Below are 19,226 nucleotides of genomic sequence, written 5' to 3' on the forward strand. Positions count from 1 at the left end.
CCTAGTCGAACGACGGGTCTTCGGTGCGGGTCCGCTTCAGTTCGAAGAAGTGCGGGTACGACGCGAGCGCTACCGCACCGTCGAAGACCCGCCCGGCGTCCTCGCCGCGCGGGATGCGTGACAATACCGGGCCGAAGAAGGCCACGCCGTTGATGTGGATCGTCGGCGTACCGACGTCCTTACCAACCTTGTCCATGCCTTCGTGATGGCTCTTGCGCAGCGCCTCGTCAAAATCGGACGAAGACGACGCCTTGGCGAGTTCGGCAGGTAGATCGGCTTCTTTGAGCGCGAGTGTCACGACCTCATCGAGGTCTTTGTTGCCGTTGTTGTGGATCTGTGTGCCCATCGAGGTGTAGAGCGGCGCGAGCACCTTGTCGCCGTATTCCTGCTCGGCCGCGGTCAGCACGCGCACCGGGCCCCAGGCGCGATCCATGAGGGCTTGATAGTTCTCGGGCAGATCCTTGCCCTCGTTGAGCACCGACAGGCTCATCACGTGGAAGTTGACCTCGACGTCGCGGACCTTCTCGACCTCGAGAATCCAGCGGGAGGTAATCCAGCACCAGGGGCATACCGGATCGAACCAGAAATCCACTCGATCCTTGCCAGCGGTTTTGCCATTTGAAGTAGCGGTGTCTGTCGCCATTTAGTCTGTTCCGTCCGTATCGGGGGATGTACGGCCGGGATCGTGGCTCGTACATTCAGCCCGACCGGCCGTGGAATCAACGAACGGCGGGCTACAAGTATTCCCGTCGGCGCACCTGAACCGGAACTGGACTTCGCGGGCGACTAGACGTTAAGGCCGACGACGAGTTTGGGCGCGTACGGCGGGGCGAAGGTCGCCCGGTGGCGTGCCACCCGCCCGACCAACGCCTCCTGGTATGCGAGCTTGCGGATCAGGTAGGAGTGCGTCTCCTTGGGATCTAGGTAGAGGTTGAACATTTTGCCGTACGGAAACTTCTGCATCGTCCCACTGAATCCACCGCTGCCGTGCACGTCGCCCTGACTCACGATGTCGTCGCCCACCGCGTTGAGCACCAGTTTGTACTCACCGCAGCGCAGCGCCGAAAACGCCTGGCCAAGCCAGTAGTAGTGATACTTGCGATTCGACTGGCCATCGGGCGCGAGCAGGAACGAGGACTGGTCGATGCCGTCGATGAAGCGGTCTGACGGTACGGCGTCGGATCGGCCGGCTAGCGCCAGCACGGTGGGCAGGATGTCGTTGAAGTCGAAGATCCCGTCGGTCACTCGCCCGGCCTCGATCATCCCCGGCCACGCGATGACCATCGGGACCCGCACGCCGCCTTCCCACGTGGATCCCTTGGCGCAGCGGAACGGAGTGAACGCCGCATCCGGCCAGGTCTCCATCTCGGGCCCGTTATCCGAGGTGACGACGATGATCGTGTCCTCAAGCTGGCCGGTCTCCTCAAGCACTTTCACGAGACGGCCGACGATATCGTCGAGTTCCACAATCGTGTCCTTGTATGGGTGCTTCGCGGGTGAGACGCCGAGATACGACTCGTGCGGATAGTTGTCGAAGTGCGCGCCGCGGGTGTTGTGGTAGAGGAACCACGGCTGGTCACCGCCGGCCATCCGGCGGAGGAAATCCTCCGAGTAGGCGCACCATTTCTGGTCGAGCTCGGACAGGACCGGGATGGTCACCTCCTCGACCTCTTCGAGCTCGCCACCCCGAGTGGCGTGCACGAACGACTTGTTAAAGGGCTGGTTTTCGATCCAGTCGGTCCGGGCGCGGGAGTAGACGATCTCCGGGAAGAAGTAGGGGTCACGCCACTCGGTGTACATGTCGGACACCGACAGGAATCCGTAGAAGTCGTCGAAGCCGCAGTTCTGCGGTTGCGAGTCCCGGTTTTCCCCGAGATGCCACTTGCCGACGCCCTGGGTGACGTAACCCGCGTCCGAAAGTAGGTCTGCCAGGGTGATCTCACCTTCGAGACCGCCCGGCTCGCCGTACATCGGCGGCCGCTGAAGTCCGTGCCGCATCGGCAGCCGGCCGGTGAGCAGGGTGGCCCGCGACGGCGTACACGACGGCTCGGAGTAGGCAGAGGTGAGCTGCATGCCGCGGCGCGCGAGCGCGTCGATGTTGGGGGTGGGAGCACCGACGGCGACACCACCGCCGTAACAGCCGAAGTCTCCCCAGCCGACGTCATCCATCAACACCACCAGGACATTGGGTGCCGTGCCGCCGTGACGGTTAGCAAAGCCGCCGAGCTTGGCGCGCGCCGCGTCCAGATCAGGCTGGTGGACAAACGCCGGTTCACGGTTGTCGGCCACCGGCGTGGTCGGGCTTGCGATCGGGTCGAATTCGGTCATTAGGTCCCCCCGTGGCGTGATGTGCGGTCGGCTCTCTCCCCACCGACCACTGTAGACACTCGACTACAGTAAAGGAATGGGTTCCACCGAAAATATCCCGATTGGCCGAGAAGCCGTGGTCACAGCTCTGCTGCGGGCCGCCGCCGACGAGTTCGCCGAACGGGGTTTCGAGTCCGCCAGCATTCGCGCCATCGCCACCCGTGCCGGAGTGAACCACGGGCTGGTCCATCGTCACTTCGGATCAAAGTCTCAACTCCTGACCGCGGTCCTTGCCGACCTCTCCGACAAGGTGGCCAGCGATGTGGCGACCGGCTCGCGGCTGGACACCAGGTCGTCCGACGCCACTCAGCTTTTTCTCCGGGTGCTGGCACGGTCGCTTCTCGACGGCGCCGACGTTGCCGGCCAGGCACGCCACCCCGTCATGGACTGGGCGGTGAACCAGGCGGTCGACCGAACCGGCGCCGACCCGGCCGCCGTGCGCGTAGGGGTGGCCCAGTCAATAGCGCTCGAGCTCGGATGGCTGCTGTTCGAACCTTTTCTGATCGCGGCGGCCGACCTCGACGCGGCCGAACTGGCCTCGGCTCGCGACGGAATCCAGGAGGTCCAGCGGGCCCTGGTCGATCGCAGCCGATCGGCCTCGACTCCACCGAAGTAGTAACGGTTTTGCCGGTCGGATGGCGGCCGATACGCTGAAGCCTGATTCCGAACAATTCTGGTACGGCGTACGTACTTGCACGCATGCGACTCGAGAGAGATAAAGGACACCGACTGTGGCTCATCCCAATCTGACCCGCGACGACGCCAAGAAGCGTTCCGCAACGATTCGGACCACGACGTACGACGTCACCATTGACCTGACCGATGGCGCCGGCAATCCCGGGGACCGCACGTTTCGGTCGACAACCGTCCTCACTTTCGACGCAGAGCCAGGATCATCGACGTTTGTCGACGTCGTTGCGGATTCGTTCCATACAGTCACGCTCAATGGCGAGCCGGTCAGCACCGCCGGGTACGCGCCGGAGACCGGCATCGTGCTCGACGGGCTCACCGCACACAACGAACTTGTCGTGGACGCAGAACTGCTCTACACGAATACCGGCGAAGGGCTGCACCGGTTCGTCGACCCAACCGACGATGCGGCGTACGTCTACTCGCAGTTCGAGACGGCGTTCGCCAAGCTAATGTATGCCTGCTTCGACCAGCCGGACCTGAAGGCGGCGTTCACGTTTCATGTCACGGCGCCGGCGCACTGGGAAGTCGTCTCCAACGGCGCCGTGGACAACACGTCGGACGGCCCTGGCGGCGCCAAGGTGATCGACTTCGCCACCACTAAACCGATCTCGCCATACATCACGGCTCTGATCGCGGGCCCGCTGCACGTCGTACGTGACCACCACAAGGGCATCGATCTGGGCATCTACTGCCGCGCCTCCCTTGCCAAGCACCTCGACGCTGACGAGATCTTCGAGGTCACAAAGCAAGGCTTCGACTTCTTCCAAGAGCTGTTCGACTTCCCTTACGCGTTTGGGAAGTACGACCAGCTGTTCGTCCCGGAGTTCAACTTCGGGGCGATGGAAAACGCCGGCGCCGTCACCTTCCGCGACGACTACGTCTTCCAGTCCAAGGTGACCGAATACCGCTATGAGCGGCGCGCGGAGACAATCCTGCACGAGATGGCCCACATGTGGTTCGGCGACCTGGTCACGATGCGCTGGTGGGATGACCTGTGGCTCAACGAGTCCTTTGCGACGTACGCCAGCGTGCACTGTCAGGCGGAGGCGACGAAATACAAGAGCGCGTGGACGACATTCGCCAACGTCGAGAAAACCTGGGCCTACGACCAAGACACAAAATCTTCGACCCACCCCGTCGCCGCCGACATGGTCGACATCCAGGCGGTCGAGGTCAACTTCGACGGGATCACCTACGCCAAGGGTGCTTCGGTCCTCAAACAACTCGTGGCCTACGTCGGTCAGGATGAGTTCTTCGCCGGGATCCGCGCCTACTTCAAGGAGCACCAGTACGGCAACACCGAGCTGGCAGACCTCTTCGGCGCGCTGGAGAAGTCCAGCGGACGGGACCTGTCGTGGTGGTCGGCGCAATGGCTGGAGACCTCGCAGGTCAACACGCTGCGCCCGATCATCGAGGTCGACGAACACGAGATCGTCACGAAATTCGAGATCGAGCAGACCGCCGTACCGGAGCACCCGACACTGCGCACCCACCGGCTGGCCGTCGGCGGCTACTCGCTGATCGAGGAACGTCTGGTGCGCACCGAACGAATCGAGCTGGACATCTCCGAAGAGCGGACCGCTGTGCCAGGGTTCGTCGGACAGAAGCGCCCGTCCGTGGTGTTACTCAACGACGACGACTTGACGTATGCAAAGGTCCGTTTCGACGAGCAGTCATTGGCGTTCCTGCTGGAGCACATCGACAAGTTCACCGAGTCGCTCCCCCGCACACTCTGCTGGAGCGCCGCCTGGGACATGACCCGCGACGGCGAGATGCGGGCACGGGACTTCGTTGCGTTAGTACGCCGCGGCATCACCAGCGAGACCACGATGAGTGTTGTCCAGTCGCTCATCGGGCAAGCGCAAGGAGCCCTCGCGTCGTACGCCGACCCGACGTGGGCACCGACGGGCTGGGCGGAGTTCGCGGACACCGCACTCTACGAACTGCACAACAGTGAGCCCGGCAGCGACCTGCAAGTCACTTGGTCGCGCGCCTTCGCGAGCGCAGCGACCACCGACGAGCAGCTCGCCCGTCTCGAGGACATCGTGCGCGGCGAGGTCGTGCTTGACGGGCTGGCCATGGACCTCGACACCCGGTGGGCGCTACTGACGCCACTGATCGCGGTCGGCCGCGCCGGGGAAACCGAGATCGCCGCCGAGCTCACCACGGACAGCAGCGACGTAGCAGCGCGCCGTGCGGCCACCGCACGCGCGCTGATCCCCTCGGCTGACAACAAGGAACGGGTTTGGCGCGAGACTGTCACCGAGGACGCGCTGACGAACTACATGCACGAGGCGACCGCTCTCGGGTTCTACTCACGTCACCAGCGCGAGCTCACCAAGCCATTCGTGCCGCGCTACTTCGAGGCACTCGATACCGTCTGGCAGAAGCGGCCGGCGACCATCGCCCAGCAGGTGACCGAGCTGATGTATCCGCGGATCATCGAGCAGGCGACCGTCGATGCCACGGACGCGTGGCTGGCCGGCGATGGTCATGCCAGCTCACAAGCACGACTGGTGGGCGAGGAGCGTGACGGGATTGTCCGCGCGTTGAACTGCCGCAAGAAAGACGCGGAACCCGCCTAACACCACGGCATTCCGGTACAAATGTGCCGATGTGCGGCAGTATTTCGACGTCGCGCTGTAAAGCGGCACATTTGTGACTTTCGTGGGTTGCCCAGGATCGTGCGGAGCCTACTCGGCGGCTTGCTGACCCGCCTGGTCGCTGAGCATGCGCAGTCCGCCGACGATCCCGCCGACCAGATCGCCGCCGGTGAAGGCAGTCGTCATGGCCAGGATGGCGAGGTTGCACGAACGGTCCGACAGTCGCTTCGCCACGTCCGCGCCCACTGCGATCTCGACCGCGCGCTGGTTGGGCGACACCGCGACGAGGCAGGTTTCGGGAGCGTCGGCACCGAACGAGCCGTGCAACTGAGAAACTGAGTCCCGGCGGTCCTCACCTAGATCGCCGATATACGCCGAAAACTTGATCCCGGTCTCCCACGAGGACATCGTGAGTGCCTCGGACAGGCGGTCTAGGTCGGAGTTGGAGAATGGCCCCTTGACGCCGGTCGGGCCCTGCTGGACGTGGACCTTCTGGCCTGCGCGCTCGATATCCCCGGATGCCATGTGCGAATCTCTCTCTGCTACTTCGGTTGCCATGATGGTCACCAGCTTCCGCTTGCGCCGCCGTGGACGGTATCCACTGAGCCGGCCACGCGGGCGGCCTCGTGCGCTTCGCGGGCCCGGGAATCGGATTCAATCAGATGCGGGTGCGCAACGCTGCCCTGCTTCGGGCTCCCGACGAACCACAGCGGCGCACTCGTCCATCGCTCACCGAGGTGATAGCGACCGCCGCCAGCGCCGGACCCACCCAGCGAGAGCAGACCCCATACGATTGCCGCGATCAACAGCGGAATCCCCACAAAGACTAGTAACACTTCAACTGCGCTCATGACGCTTACGCTAACCAATCAACTCTGGACTACCGAAGTCGGGACGGACCTTGTCATTTCCGTGTCAGAGATCCCAGATGTCTGGGTGACGATCCCGCCACGGTGCTGCTGATTCTATCTGGGCGCTCAGTGAGACCAGCGTCGCTTCGTCGGCGGGCCGCCCCACGAACATCATCCCGATCGGCAGACCCTCGCTCGAGTAGTGCAACGGGAGACTGATCGCCGGCTGGCCGGTGACGTTGTACGGCGAGGTGTACGCCGAATACTGCTTCTGCAGCTCGAAGTCCGCTTCCGGAGATGGGGCGTCGGCGTACCAGTTGATCGGCCGCGGCACCTGGGTGCACACCGGCGCAACGATCACGTCGTACGGCGCGTACTGCTCGATAGCCCGACGCGCGGCCAGCCCGATCTGGGTCAGCGCGTCCATCGCTTCACGACCGGACAGCGCCAGTCCGCATTCGCGTAGCCACTGGGTCAGCGGCTGCATCTGCTTTGCCTGCTCATCGGTGACCGGGATTGTCGCGGCGCCAAGCGTCCACACCTTAACGAAGTGGGCGACCACATCCTCGTCGATCGGCGGCGGTACGTCTTCGACCGAATGCCCGAGTGTCTCCAGAAACGTGCAGGTCTTCTCCCACGCGTCGATGACCTCTGGTTCGGGCTGCGCGCCGGGCATGACCGGATCGATGTAACGGCCGATTCGCAGCTTGCCCGGCGGGCGGTCGCAGTGACCCAGAAATGTCTCCCCCGCCGGCAGCGGCGGCGCCCAATGAGGGTCGCCGATCCCCGGCCCGCTGGCGATATCGAGAAATGCCGCGGCATCACGCACTGTGCGCGCCAGCGGTCCGGCAACGCCGAGGCCCGCGGGGTCGACCCGCAGGGGGCCGCCGCTGATCCGGCCGCGACTGGTCTTGATCCCCACCAGCCCGCAGGCCGACGCCGGGCTGCGAACCGATCCACCGCCATCGGAGCCCTGCGCAAGCGGCAGCAGGCCGGAGGCAACCGCCGACGCCGCGCCGCCACTTGACCCGGAGGACAGTCGGTCGAGATCCCACGGCGTACGTGCCACCGGGGCCACCTCATTGATCGTGTAGCACGGAAACCCGAACTCGGGAGTATTAGTCTTTCCGAGGCTGATCAGACCACCAGCCCGCATCCGCTCGACCAGGAAGTCGTCGTACGGCGCGACAAAATCCTTCATAAGCACCGAGCCGAACGTCGTACGCTCGCCCTTGACGTTATTGAGGTCCTTGATCCCGGTCGGTACGCCGTGCAACAGCGGCAGGTCGGCACCGTCGAGCACTGCTTGTTCGGCCGCCCGCGCCTCATCGAGCGCGCGCGCGGCGTTGACGGTGACGAATGCGCCGACGGTCTCGTTATGCGTTTCGATCCGTTGCAGATAGTGCTCGGCCAGCTCCACGGGGGAGATCTGCTTCGCCTTGATTGCAGCGGCTTGTTCGAGTGCGGAAAGATCATGATGACGCGCCATAACAGGACGCTATCGTGCCGCCGCGCCGTACGGGCGCATTGGTGGCAGAAACGGAGTGCAGGAATGAGCGAACATGCGGCGCCACCCGAGGGCGCTGACTTCGGGCACGATTTCGCCCGGGCCCTCGATGCCGCCGATCCGCTGCGGCCGTACCGAGACTGGTTCGTGTACGCCGACGACACGATCTATCTCGATGGCAACTCGCTCGGGCGGCTCCCGAAAGGCACGCCCGCCCGGCTGCAGGAGGTCGTCGGTGACCAGTGGGGCCGCAGTCTCATCCGGTCCTGGCCGCGGTGGACGGAGTTCGCGACGGCGGTCGGTGACCGACTCGGCCGCGAGGTTCTTGGGGTGGACGACGGTCAAGTCGCAATCAGCGACTCGACCACGGTCAACCTTTACAAGCTGATCAACGCCGCCCTCGACCTGCGGCCCGATCGCCGCACGATCCTCATCGAGAAGGACAACTTCCCCACCGACTTGTACGTCGTACAAGGAATCGCGCAGGCTCGCGGCATCACCTGCGTCTATCTCGACTCGGACATCGACCGCGGCGTGGACGTTTCACTCGTCGCCGATGCGCTGAGTGACGACGTAGCGCTCGTCGTCCTTTCGCACGTCGCCTACCGTTCCGGCGCGCTCGCGGACATGGTGTCGATCACGGCCGCGGCGCACGAGGCGGGCGCATTGACGCTCTGGGACCTGTGCCATTCGGCCGGCTCGGTGCGCATCCCGCTGCGGGAGGCAACAGCCGATTTCGCCGTCGGGTGCACCTATAAATATCTCAACGCGGGACCCGGCGCACCGGCGTACCTCTATGTACGCCGCGACCTGCAATCCCAAGCACGCCAACCGATCTGGGGCTGGTTCTCCCAGCGCGACCAGTTCGGGATGGACCAGCAGTACGCCGCCGCGGACGGCATGGCGCGTTTCCTCACCGGTACGCCGAACATGCTCGGCATCGCCTCGGTCGATGAGGGCCTTAACGCGATCGCTGATGCCGGGATCGGCCAAATCCAGGAAGGCGGCCGGCTACTCACCGGCTATGCACAACTCCTCGCGGACGAATGGCTACGCCCGCTCGACTTCGCCGTCGCCAGCCCGCGCCAGCCGAGCCGACGCGGCGCGCACCTCACGTTGCATCACGAGCAGGCGTGGCAGGTTTGTCAGGCGATGATCGCGCGCGACGTCGTACCGGACTTCCGTACGCCGGACCGGCTCCGGCTCGGGTTCTCGCCGTTGACCACGTCGTACGACGAGGTGTGGCGCGGTCTGGACCAGATTCGCCAGATTGTGCAGGTCGGCGAGCATCTGGCCTTCCCCACCGAACGCGCCGCCGTCACCTAGATCCCTAATAGCGCGCCCGATACACCTTGCGCGGCCGGCCGGAGCGTCCGTCATGCACGTGATCGGTCTCGACGGCCGCGGCGCGCTCCAGCTCGGCGAACACCTGCACCAGCCGGGCGCGGGTCCATCCCACGCGTTCTTGCAGCTGACGGTCCGAGGCACTCGAAGGACCAAGCGAGCGCAGCTCGGACAGCAGCATCATCGCCGACCCCGACAACGACCGCTCCACCCGGTCCCGGTCGAGTGAGGCCTGCGTGATCGAGGCAGGGTCGCCGCCGTCGAGGACAATGGCGCGGGCGGCATTGATCAGCGCGCGCGGGTTACCGGCTCCAGCAGCGACCGCGGCGCGTAAGGCCGCGGCCGGCAGTTCGTCCTTCGACGCGCGGCGGCGCAGCAGACTGGCCGAGTCGACGTCATTGAGCGGCGGCAGGTCGACCACAACGTCGAAAAACGAGTCGGCAGGCGGCCGCAGGAAACCCGATCGATTGGTGTCGCTACACGTCACAACCCAGGTGATCGGCACCGCCCACAGCTCGTCGCGGTAGGTCCCGAACAGTTCTGCGGCCAGTCGCACCGGCAGATTGTCGACAAGTGCGACCACGCCCTGGGGCAGGTCGGCATACCGCGCAAACATCGAGTAAGCACTGCCCCCACCGACGACCGATACTGTCGGCGTGAGGTCCCCCGCCAGCTGCTGCAACAGGTCGTTGGGTGTCTCGACGCCGCCGGCATTGACAAACCGCGGGTGCCGGCCGAGCTCGCGGACGGCGGTACGGGCGAATCGATGCAACGTGGTCGTGGTCCCGCCGCCCGGTGCCGCGCTGAGCAGCACATTGAGGTCACGACCGACCGCATCGGTGATCCGGTCGAGCTCCGCTACCGCGCCGACGGCCAAGGAGCGATCGCGGCTGGTGCCTAACAGCGGCCGCCCGGAGAGTCTTGCCATATCACTAACATTACTTTCAGTAAGTTTTGTTAGCAATGCAGGTCGCATTCGGGGATCGCGCCGCGGCGTCGAGTGCGTACCGACACAACACTTCACCGGCCCGGGAACCTATCCTGGTCTGCGTGACCTACGCAGCCGCATTCGTGAACGCCGAAGATGCTCTCCACACCGGCATCAGAATCGCGATCATCATCGTGGTCGCGATCGCAACCCGGTTCCTGATGCACCGCGCCGTACGCCGACTCACCAAACGCACCGGGGACGGCAAGGTCCCAGTGATGCTGCGGCCGCTGAAGGGTAAGGCCAAGGAGGCCGCAGTTCGCGCCACCGGGCTACTTGCCGAACGTCGGCGGCAGCGCGCGGAGACGATCCGCTCGGTGCTGCAGAGCGTGATCTCGATTGTCATCGGCAGTATCGCCGTCATCCTGGTGCTCGGTGAGCTCGGGATCAACCTCGCGCCGATCATCGCGAGTGCTGGTATTGCCGGCGTGGCCCTCGGTTTCGGCGCGCAAAGTCTCGTCAAGGACTACCTCAACGGCATCTCGATGATCCTTGAGGACCAATACGGCGTCGGCGACATCGTTGACCTCGGCGCGGCGTCCGGCACCATCGAGGCGGTCGGGCTGCGCACGACGCGGGTGCGCGATGCGGAGGGTGTGATCTGGTATGTCCGCAATGGCGAGATCATCAGGGTCGGCAACAGCAGCCAGGGCACCGCGACCGTCATCGTCGACATGCCCGTCGCTCACGGCATAGACATCGAGCACGCGCAGAGCCTGATGGCGTCGGTGCTCGCCAACATGGCCAACGACCCCGAACTCGCAGACACTTATGTACAGGCACCGGAGGTACTCGGCGTACAGACCGTGACCGCCTTGGGGATGACGCTGCGTGCCGTCCTCACCACCATTCCGCGGGCCCGATACAGTGCGGCCCGGATCGCCAAACAGCGCCTTGCGAGCGCGTTTGCCGGCGCCGGCATCAAGTCGCCGGCGACGATGTTGCCGACTAGCGTGGTGAGCGATCCAACATCGCCAACAGAGGAAACCCGTAAATGACCGACCCCGCGTCACGAAGTGACGGTTCGTTCTACGCCGAGATCGGCGGCTCCCCCACGTTCGAGAAAATTGTCGCGACTTTTTATGAGGGCGTCGCAAATGATCCGATCCTGCGACCGCTGTACCCCGAGGAGGATCTCGGACCGGCGGCGATCCGCTTTCAGTTGTTCTTGGAGCAGTACTGGGGCGGACCTGGCACTTACTCCGAGGTGCGCGGGCACCCTCGACTGCGGATGCGGCACCAGCCATTCGTGATCGGCGAGGTCGAGCGTGATCGCTGGCTGCATCACATCGGGGTCGGCCTCGACTCGGTGTCCTTGACCGCCGAACAGCGCCAGACGTTCTGGGCCTATCTCGTGATGGCCGCGCACGCCATGGTCAACGCGCCGGAGAACGCGAGCCAGTAATCGCGTCGTTTCGGACCATCGCGCCGAGCCGTAGCGCCAAGTCTTAGCGTTTCTTGTCGACTGAGACTTCACCTTGTCGCGCCTAATGTGGCCTCACAAGGAACAGTCTGCTGCGACAAGGGAACGCCCACCCGGACTGCCGTCGTGAAGTAGGTCACTGGCCTGCATCACGACCCCGTTACGGTTCCGCGCCGTAGTGGTCACACCCGCCACACCGGCACTGATATTCGATAAGACTAAAGGCACCATGCCTCTCTCCTCCCCCGGGCACGATCCGCGGACCACCGCCGCGGGCGCGCAAAACGCTCACGCACCGGCTCACCAATCGGTCAGCTGGTGGGCTCTGGCGTCGTTGTTCGTGGTGTTGGTGATCGCAATGTTCATCCCGTGGAATGGCGATCATTCCGGCCCGACGGTTGACGTTCGGCCAGAGCTCGTATGGTCGACGATCCTGACTGTCGTGGTCGGCGCAATCGGCTTGGCCGCGCACAACAGGTGGGTTTCGTACGTCGCCATGCTGCCCACGCTTGGCGCGATCACCGACCTCGGCCCGGTGTTTCTGCCGGAGTCGGGGCGCTACCCGCTGTTGGTGAAGATCGTCGTCGTACTCGTCAGCGTCGTCGGCGTCATCTGGCTCGTCCGCGCGTTTGATCATCCACCGCGCGGCCAGTCCACCCGCTGGGTGATCGCGCCGGTCGCCGCCGTCCTCACCGTCGCCACCTTATGGTTGCCGTGGGTGATCGTGTCCGGCATCGGCGAGGAGTCCGGCCAGATGACCGCGTTCTCGCTTCTGTTCAGCACCAACTGGGCGTCGGCTACCGGACTGATGATCAGCAATATCGTCATCGTGATCGTCATGGTCGTCGGTGTGGGCGCGGCGCTGCTGCCGCTGGCCACCCGGCGCCCGTCGATCAACCGGATCGCCACGATCGGCACGCTGGCCGCCGCAGTTATCGTGGTGCTGTTCGTACTAGGTCTGGCAATCCGCGGCGACGAAGTGCAGGCGGCCGTGAGCGTGCCCGGACCACGGGTGGCGCTCGCTGGACTGTTGCTGCTCGCGCTCACGTGGCACGCCCACCGCGACGTCGACGGCGACTCGGAGCGTCCCCCCATGGACAAACAAATCACCACTGGATCGCATCCGGTCGTGCCGGCCACCACACTGCCGATCGACCCTAATGCCCCGGGAGACCTGGCACTATCGACGGGACCGCTGCCAGACTGAGCAACTTCAGAGCGGCACCACCCGGAACCGATCGATGAGGTACGACGTGACTGACAAGCAGTGGTGGGACGACGCGGTCTTCTACCAGATTTATATCCGCTCGTTCGCCGACGCGAGCGGCGACGGGTCCGGCGATTTAATGGGCATCAAGAGCCGTCTGCCGTACCTCAAGGGCCTCGGCATCGACGCGCTGTGGATCACGCCGTTCTATGCCTCGCCGCAGGCCGACGGCGGGTACGACGTGGCGGACCCACGCACAGTTGACCCGCTGTACGGCGATCTCGCTGCATTCGACGCGATGCTCGCCGAGGCGAAACGGCTCGGCTTGCGGGTCACTGTCGACGTCGTACCGAACCACTCGTCGGATCAGCACGAGTGGTTTCAGGCGGCCCTCAAGGCGGCACCGGGCAGCCCCGAGCGGGACCGTTACATATTCCGAGACGCGCACGATGGCGTGCTGCCCAATAACTGGCCGGCTGTATTCGGCGGTCCGGCGTGGGAGCGGACAGCCGACGGTCAGGTCTACCTGCACCTGTTTGCCCCAGAGCAGCCGGATATCAACTGGGACAACCCCGAGGCCGCCACGGACCTCGACAGGACGCTTCGGTTCTGGCTGGATCGAGGGGTCGACGGCTTCCGCATCGACGTGGCGCACGGGATGGCGAAACCGGCCGGGCTACCGGATCTGCCCACACTCGACGCGGCCGGGAATGTTCCGGATGGCGCGATCGACTTCCGCTGGGACAACGACGCCGTACACAGCATTCACCGCGGGATCCGCCGCACAATGGACGACTACCCCGACACGGTCACCGTTGGCGAGGTCTGGGTCACCGACCGCACCCGTCTTGCCCTCTACCTGCGGCCGGACGAGTTGCATATGTCCTTCAACTTCAGGCTGGCCGAGGCCGCGTGGGCGCCGGACGAGCTGCGAGTCGCGATTGACGAATCGATCAAGACTGTCGACGGCACCGGTACGCCGACCTGTTGGGTGTTGTCCAACCACGACATCTCTCGGCACGCCACGCGATACGGCGGTGGCAAGACGGGCCGGGCGCGGGCCCGCGCCGCCGCTCTTCTGCAGCTGGCGTTGCCAGGTACGCCGTTCATCTACCAGGGCGACGAGCTCGGTCTTGAGGACGTGCACGTGCCCGATGACGCGCTGCGCGACCCGACCTGGGAACGTTCGGGGCACACCGAGCGCGGCCGCGACGGTTGCCGGGTGCCGATTCCGTGGGCCGGCAGCGCGGCGCCGTACGGCTTCAGTACCACCTCGCGCACCTGGTTGCCGATGCCGGAGGGATGGGGGCAGCGGTCCGTCGAGCAGCAGGAAGCCGACCCGGCCAGCCATCTTCGGCTCTACCGTACGGCGCTGGCGATCCGACGCTCCCGCAACGCGTTTGGCGACCGGAGCCTGCGTTGGCTAGACGGCCCTGACGGGCTGATCGCGTTTGCCCGCAGCGATGGGATGGTGTGTGCGCTCAACCTGACCGGTGGGCCGGTCGACATACCGGCCGGAACAGTCTTGCTGAGCAGTACGCCGCCGCAGAACGGCAAGTTACCGAACGACGCGGCGATCTGGGTTGATCCCGGGGCCTAAGCTTCGGTCGGCTCTGCGACCGGCCAGGACGCATCGCGCTTCTGCGCAAACGACGCCAGCCCTTCCTCGGCTTCGGCGGTGCGCCGTGCCTCCGCGTGGCTGCGCACGATGCGTTCGAAACCGGCCGGTGAAAACGCGCCGTGCGAGTAGTCGAGGATGTGTTCCTTGGTGGTCGCGATAGCGCCCGGTGCGTTGCCGAGCAGCTGGACGATAACTTTCTCGCCGTACTCCTCGAGCTGGTCGGGCGGCACAATCTGGTGAACCAGGCCGATCCGCATTGCCTCGGCGGCGCTGAACCGCTCGGCGGTCAGTGCGTAGCGCCGCAGCTGCCGCACCGACATCGCGTCGGCTAGCTGCGGGATGATGATGCTCGCGTGCAGGCCCCAACGCACTTCGGTGATGGAGAAGATCGCGTCGGCCGCGGCGATTGCGACGTCGCTGGCTGCCACAATCCCGGTGCCGCCGCCAAAGCAGCCGCCCTGGATCAGGCTCACGACCGGCAGCGGAACGCGGTTGAGCCGGTCCACTACAGCGGCGGTCATCCGCGAGACGTCGAGGTTTTCATCTATGTCCTCGCCGCGCACGGCATTGATCCACTTTAGATCGGCGCCGGCCTGGAAGAACCGGCCGTTGCCCTTGACGACCACGACCCGCACATCCTCGGCCGCCTCCAGCTGGTCGAGCGCGGCGGCGAGGCCTTCGATCAGCTCGCGGTTATAGGCGTTGTTGGCTTCTGGTCGATTGAGAGTGACCGTGGCAACGCCCCTGTCATCGACCTCGGTGATTACCGGTTCGGTGTGCACGGATCCAGCTCCTCTATGTCATTTTGCGTATGTCATTTTGCGCGGGGCCGTTGCGCCAGCTGTAGTCCTACGACAGGCCCAGCAGGTCGATCGTGCCGGTACGGCGGTACACCGCACCTTGCATGGTCGCGATGATGACCCATGGACCGTTTACGGCGACTCGAGCCACGTTACCTGGGTCGGCCCGCTCACCTGCGAGGAAGCCCATGCGGGTCAAGCACAGCAGTATGCGTAGCGACAACTCGATCGGCGTCTCCCCCGGCGCGTCGACAGTAAGCACCGGCTGGGACAGCATTGAGTCGGCGGCCGCGTTAAGGGCATGATCCTCGAGGTCGGTCAGCGATGCGCCGGCCGCCTCGACAGCATCGATGAGCGCGCGCGCCGGGATGTCCTCGATAAGTCGCCAGCCGGCGGCAGGCGGGATCGTGCCACGCCACTTGGTGTCCGCGGACGCGGGCAGCTCGACGTACGCCGAGGTCGATACCGACACGTCCAGATTCGTGGCGAGGTCCGTCGCGCTGACGGCGATGTCGGCTGCTCCGTCGAGTCGTCCGTGAAACTCGCGCCGTACGAGGGTGCCCAGGACGATCGCCCAGATCACCGAACGCTCGCCGGCGGTCTGGATCCGCACGGTCGCGTCCGAAGACAATCGTCGTACGCGACCAAGGAAGGTCGCGAGGTCCTGACGGTCGTTCGCGCTGTCGGGGTACCACGCAGTGCTAATGGGAGGACTCCTCAGGACCGAACCTGCCGAGGAATGTCCGTTCCTCGGGGGTGAGCCGCCGTGGCCGGCCCGTGGCGAAGTCGACCGGCGCCAGCAACGTCTTGGCCGTCGCGACGAGCTCCGGCTCCTCACCCGCGTCATTCCAGAGCTTGTACGCCGTGGTGTAGGTCGCGCTCTTGATCTCGTCGGTCCAGCACACGATGCGCAGCGGCACGCTGGAATACGGAAGCTGGCGCCTATAGCGGATCGTGTGCTCGACGACCACGACGCCCTCTTTGAGCAGGGCCGCGCCGCTGCGGTCGTCCGGCGTCGAGTGAAAGGCGTTGACGCGGGCCTGTTCGAGATAGCTGAGGAACACGACGTTGTTGACGTGTCCGTAGGCATCCATGTCACCCCACCGCAACGGGATAAGCGTCGAGAAAGCCATCTCTCAGGCCTTTCCGGCGCTCACGGTGTCGCCGACGGCCGGAGTCGCGTGGGCGAACTTCGTCAGCCAGGCGCGCTGGGTGTCACTCCAGGGCAACGACGAGTTGTTGTCGTAGTCGAAGTTGACCTGGGTCGCGATCACCCGATTGACGACCTCGCCGTTCATCCGCTGAATCTCCTGCTGCAGGCGTACCGACGAGCGACCGATACCGACAACGGTGTTGACGACCTTCAGCCAGTCGTTGTCTGCGGTGCGAACCTGCCGAATGTAGTCGACCTCCATCCGGGCCACGATCGAGCTCGCGTGAGTCTTGCCGTCATACGCCGGGACCATCGCGAACCACCGGGTCCGGGCGTCCTCGGCAAATGTCAGGTAGCGCGTGTTGTTGAGGTGCCCCATCCGGTCCTCGTCCGACCACCGCAACTGCACCTCGTATACGTATGACTCGCCCACAGGTAGTTCCCTCTCCTGGATTGCTATCTAAACCGCTGCCGCGTCGCCGACGCCCTCTACATATTTACCTAGCCATGCCCGTTGCTCGTCGCCCCACGGCGCCGCGCGACCGGCGTCGTAGTCAAAGCTGACCAGCACCGTGATGAGGTCGGCGACGACCTCGGCTCCGGGCACCTGGACCGTCTGGTGCAGCTCCACCGACGACGACCCGATCCGGCGCACCGTATTTAGGACCTCAAGCTCCTTCGTGTGCGCGAAGTGGACCTGCGCCTTGTATTCGCAATGCAGGCTGGCGAGGATGACTCCTTCACTGCCCGGGCCGGCACCGGTCTGCGCGCGCATCACCCCGAGCCAGGCGATGCGGGCGTCCTCGGTGTATGTCATGAACTTGCTGTTGTTGACGTGCCCATTGCGATCCTCGTCGGACCACCGAAGGTGTACCGGATGGATGTAGGTCTCGCGCACGGACGACTCCTCCACGACTGCCTCACCCACCACTAACCGCGCGTCAGCTTGCGGTACGTCGCACGGCTTGGCCGCGCGGCCTCGGCGCCAAGCCGGTCGATCTTGTTCTTCTCGTAGGACTCGAAGTTGCCCTCAAACCAGAACCACTGCGAGTCGCCTTCATAGGCAAGGATGTGGGTCGCGATGCGATCTAGGAACCACCGGTCGTGGGACGTGACCACGACGCAGCCCGGGAACTCCAGCAGCGCGTTTTCCAGGCTCGAAAGCGTCTCCACGTCAAGATCGTTCGTCGGCTCGTCGAGCAGGATCATGTTGCCGCCCTGCTTGAGCGTCAGAGCGAGGTTGAGCCGGTTGCGCTCGCCGCCGGACAGAACGCCGGCCGGCTTCTGCTGGTCTGGACCCTTGAAACCGAAGGCACCGATGTAGGCGCGGGACGGCATCTCGACCTGCCCGACCTTCATGTAGTCCAGCCCGTCGGACACAACCTCCCAGACACTCTTCTTGTCATCGATACCCGAGCGGCTCTGGTCGACGAAGGAGATCTTGACCGTCTCGCCGATCTTGAGCTTGCCGGAGTCCGGCTGCTCTTCGCCGACAATCATCTTAAATAGCGTCGTCTTGCCTGCGCCGTTCGGACCAATGACACCGACGATGCCGTTCGGCGGCAAGGTGAAGGACAGGTTGTCCATGAGCAGACGGTCGTCGAAACCCTTGGTCAGGCCGTCGGACTCGACCACGATCGAGCCGAGTCGCGGACCTGGCGGGATCTGAATCTCCTCGAAGTCGAGCTTGCGGGTCTTCTCGGCCTCGGTCGCCATCTCCTCGTAACGGGCCAGTCGCGCCTTGCTCTTGGCTTGCCGACCCTTGGCGTTGGAGCGGACCCACTCGAGCTCTTCGTCGAGGCGCTTTTTACGCTTGGCGTCCTTCTTGCCCTCGACAGCCAGTCGCGCCGACTTCTTCTCCAGGTACGTCGAGTAGTTGCCTTCGTAGGCGATCGCCCGCCCGCGGTCCAGCTCCAGGATCCACTGCGCGACGTTATCGAGGAAGTACCGGTCGTGAGTGACCGCGACAACGGTGCCGGCGTACTTCTCGAGATGCTGCTCGAGCCACTGCACGGACTCGGCGTCGAGGTGGTTGGTCGGTTCATCGAGCAGCAGCAGGTCGGGAGCTTCCAGCAGCAACTTGCACAGCGCGACCCGGCGCTTCTCGCCACCGGACAGCAGCCTCACGTCGGCATCCGGCGGCGGGCAGCGCAACGCATCCATCGCCTGCTCGATGTGCGAGTCGAGCTCCCACGCGTCGGCGTGCTCGATCTTCTCCATCAGGTCGCCCTGCTCGGCCATCAGCGCGTCGAAGTCCGCGTCCGGCTCGCCCATCTTCGCGCTGACCTCTTCGAACTTCTGCAGTAGTTCGCGGGTGGCCTTGACCGCCTCTTCAACATTGCCGCGTACGTCGAGGTCCTCGTTGAGCCTGGGCTCCTGCATCAGTATCCCGACGGTGTAGCCGGGGCTCAGGTCCGCGTCGCCATTTGACGGCGTATCGAGGCCGGCCATGATTTTCAGAACGCTGGACTTGCCGGCGCCATTAGGCCCGACAACGCCGATCTTCGCGCCCGGCAAAAACGCCAGCGTCACATCATCGAGAATGACCTTGTCGCCGTGCGCCTTGCGCGCCTTACGCATGGTGTATATGTACTGAGCCACTGGGGCTGACCTTTCGTGTGCCTTGTCCGTCGTACGCCGATACCCGGCCCGGTTGCCAAGATGAGTTC

The 19,226-nt window shown here is 64.8% G+C and carries 19 protein-coding genes; 7 read left to right on the forward strand and 12 right to left on the reverse strand.

Annotation, left to right across the window (positions count from 1 at the left end; genetic code table 11):
* Nucleotide 1 precedes the first annotated feature (1 nt).
* Both CLV47_RS17055 and CLV47_RS17060 read right to left on the reverse strand, forming a co-directional pair.
* Nucleotides 2-643, reverse strand: a complete 642-nt coding sequence (locus CLV47_RS17055; protein WP_106350285.1) for a mycothiol-dependent nitroreductase Rv2466c family protein — start codon at nt 641-643, stop codon at nt 2-4.
* Between the two features lie 143 nt (nt 644-786).
* Nucleotides 787-2,328, reverse strand: coding sequence for an arylsulfatase (locus CLV47_RS17060; protein WP_106350287.1), 1,542 nt, complete (start codon nt 2,326-2,328; stop codon nt 787-789).
* A gap of 76 nt (nt 2,329-2,404) precedes the next feature.
* On the opposite strand from CLV47_RS17060, the gene CLV47_RS17065 reads away from it, so the two are divergent.
* Together CLV47_RS17065 and pepN are read left to right on the forward strand one after the other, a co-directional pair.
* The gene (locus CLV47_RS17065) at nt 2,405-2,983 is read left to right on the forward strand and encodes a TetR/AcrR family transcriptional regulator (protein WP_106350288.1); all 579 of its coding nucleotides are present in this window, start codon (nt 2,405-2,407) and stop codon (nt 2,981-2,983) included.
* Nucleotides 2,984-3,098: 115 nt separating this feature from the next.
* Nucleotides 3,099-5,645 (forward strand): aminopeptidase N, encoded by a 2,547-nt coding sequence (pepN, locus tag CLV47_RS17070; protein WP_106350289.1) that lies wholly within the window; start codon nt 3,099-3,101, stop codon nt 5,643-5,645.
* 108 nt (nt 5,646-5,753) lie between these two features.
* Here the strand turns inward: pepN and CLV47_RS17075 are convergent, their stop codons facing one another.
* The 3 genes from CLV47_RS17075 to CLV47_RS17085 all read right to left on the reverse strand — a co-directional run bounded on the left by CLV47_RS17075 (nt 5,754) and on the right by CLV47_RS17085 (nt 8,003).
* Nucleotides 5,754-6,221 (reverse strand): DUF5130 family protein, encoded by a 468-nt coding sequence (locus tag CLV47_RS17075; RefSeq protein WP_238145485.1) that lies wholly within the window; start codon nt 6,219-6,221, stop codon nt 5,754-5,756.
* A gap of 5 nt (nt 6,222-6,226) precedes the next feature.
* Nucleotides 6,227-6,514, reverse strand: coding sequence for an aa3-type cytochrome oxidase subunit CtaJ (gene ctaJ, locus CLV47_RS17080; protein ID WP_146135417.1), 288 nt, complete (start codon nt 6,512-6,514; stop codon nt 6,227-6,229).
* A 64-nt stretch (nt 6,515-6,578) separates the two neighbouring features.
* Nucleotides 6,579-8,003 (reverse strand): amidase, encoded by a 1,425-nt coding sequence (locus CLV47_RS17085; protein ID WP_106350294.1) that lies wholly within the window; start codon nt 8,001-8,003, stop codon nt 6,579-6,581.
* Nucleotides 8,004-8,066: 63 nt separating this feature from the next.
* Here CLV47_RS17085 and kynU point away from each other — a divergent pair, with 63 nt between their 5' ends.
* On the forward strand, nt 8,067-9,347 hold the full coding sequence (gene kynU / locus CLV47_RS17090; RefSeq protein ID WP_106350296.1) for a kynureninase: 1,281 nt from the start codon (nt 8,067-8,069) through the stop codon (nt 9,345-9,347).
* Nucleotides 9,348-9,351: 4 nt separating this feature from the next.
* On the opposite strand, the gene CLV47_RS17095 is transcribed toward kynU, so the two are convergent.
* Nucleotides 9,352-10,293: a hypothetical protein gene (locus CLV47_RS17095; RefSeq protein ID WP_106350297.1), complete on the reverse strand. Its 942-nt coding sequence runs from the start codon at nt 10,291-10,293 to the stop codon at nt 9,352-9,354.
* Nucleotides 10,294-10,415: 122 nt separating this feature from the next.
* On the opposite strand from CLV47_RS17095, the gene CLV47_RS17100 reads away from it, so the two are divergent.
* From CLV47_RS17100 to CLV47_RS17115, 4 genes are all read left to right on the forward strand, one after another.
* The gene (locus tag CLV47_RS17100; protein ID WP_170111127.1) at nt 10,416-11,351 is read left to right on the forward strand and encodes a mechanosensitive ion channel family protein; all 936 of its coding nucleotides are present in this window, start codon (nt 10,416-10,418) and stop codon (nt 11,349-11,351) included.
* Nucleotides 11,348-11,758 carry a globin gene (locus tag CLV47_RS17105; protein ID WP_106350300.1) on the forward strand — a complete coding sequence of 137 codons (411 nt, stop codon included), beginning with the start codon at nt 11,348-11,350 and terminating at the stop codon, nt 11,756-11,758. The genes CLV47_RS17100 and CLV47_RS17105 overlap by 4 nt, the downstream gene beginning before the upstream one ends.
* A gap of 247 nt (nt 11,759-12,005) precedes the next feature.
* Nucleotides 12,006-12,983: a hypothetical protein gene (locus CLV47_RS17110; protein ID WP_106350301.1), complete on the forward strand. Its 978-nt coding sequence runs from the start codon at nt 12,006-12,008 to the stop codon at nt 12,981-12,983.
* Between the two features lie 46 nt (nt 12,984-13,029).
* Nucleotides 13,030-14,583 (forward strand): glycoside hydrolase family 13 protein, encoded by a 1,554-nt coding sequence (locus tag CLV47_RS17115; RefSeq protein ID WP_238145486.1) that lies wholly within the window; start codon nt 13,030-13,032, stop codon nt 14,581-14,583.
* On the opposite strand, the gene CLV47_RS17120 is transcribed toward CLV47_RS17115, so the two are convergent.
* The 6 genes from CLV47_RS17120 to ettA all read right to left on the reverse strand — a co-directional run bounded on the left by CLV47_RS17120 (nt 14,580) and on the right by ettA (nt 19,158).
* Nucleotides 14,580-15,386: an enoyl-CoA hydratase-related protein gene (locus CLV47_RS17120; RefSeq protein ID WP_106350304.1), complete on the reverse strand. Its 807-nt coding sequence runs from the start codon at nt 15,384-15,386 to the stop codon at nt 14,580-14,582. The genes CLV47_RS17115 and CLV47_RS17120 overlap by 4 nt on opposite strands.
* 67 nt (nt 15,387-15,453) lie before the next feature.
* Complete coding sequence (locus tag CLV47_RS17125) at nt 15,454-16,125, reverse strand: DUF8185 domain-containing protein (RefSeq protein WP_474863665.1); 672 nt, start codon at nt 16,123-16,125, stop codon at nt 15,454-15,456.
* Nucleotides 16,106-16,537, reverse strand: coding sequence for an acyl-CoA thioesterase (locus tag CLV47_RS17130; protein ID WP_106350307.1), 432 nt, complete (start codon nt 16,535-16,537; stop codon nt 16,106-16,108). Before CLV47_RS17130 ends, CLV47_RS17125 begins: the two co-directional genes overlap by 20 nt.
* 3 nt (nt 16,538-16,540) lie before the next feature.
* Complete coding sequence (locus CLV47_RS17135; RefSeq protein ID WP_106350309.1) at nt 16,541-16,990, reverse strand: acyl-CoA thioesterase; 450 nt, start codon at nt 16,988-16,990, stop codon at nt 16,541-16,543.
* Nucleotides 16,991-17,017: 27 nt separating this feature from the next.
* On the reverse strand, nt 17,018-17,455 hold the full coding sequence (locus CLV47_RS17140; RefSeq protein ID WP_170111128.1) for a thioesterase family protein: 438 nt from the start codon (nt 17,453-17,455) through the stop codon (nt 17,018-17,020).
* Between the two features lie 32 nt (nt 17,456-17,487).
* Nucleotides 17,488-19,158, reverse strand: a complete 1,671-nt coding sequence (gene ettA, locus CLV47_RS17145) for an energy-dependent translational throttle protein EttA (RefSeq protein WP_106350312.1) — start codon at nt 19,156-19,158, stop codon at nt 17,488-17,490.
* Nucleotides 19,159-19,226 lie beyond the last annotated feature (68 nt).

This window comes from Antricoccus suffuscus (assembly GCF_003003235.1).
Lineage (GTDB): Bacteria > Actinomycetota > Actinomycetes > Mycobacteriales > Antricoccaceae > Antricoccus > Antricoccus suffuscus.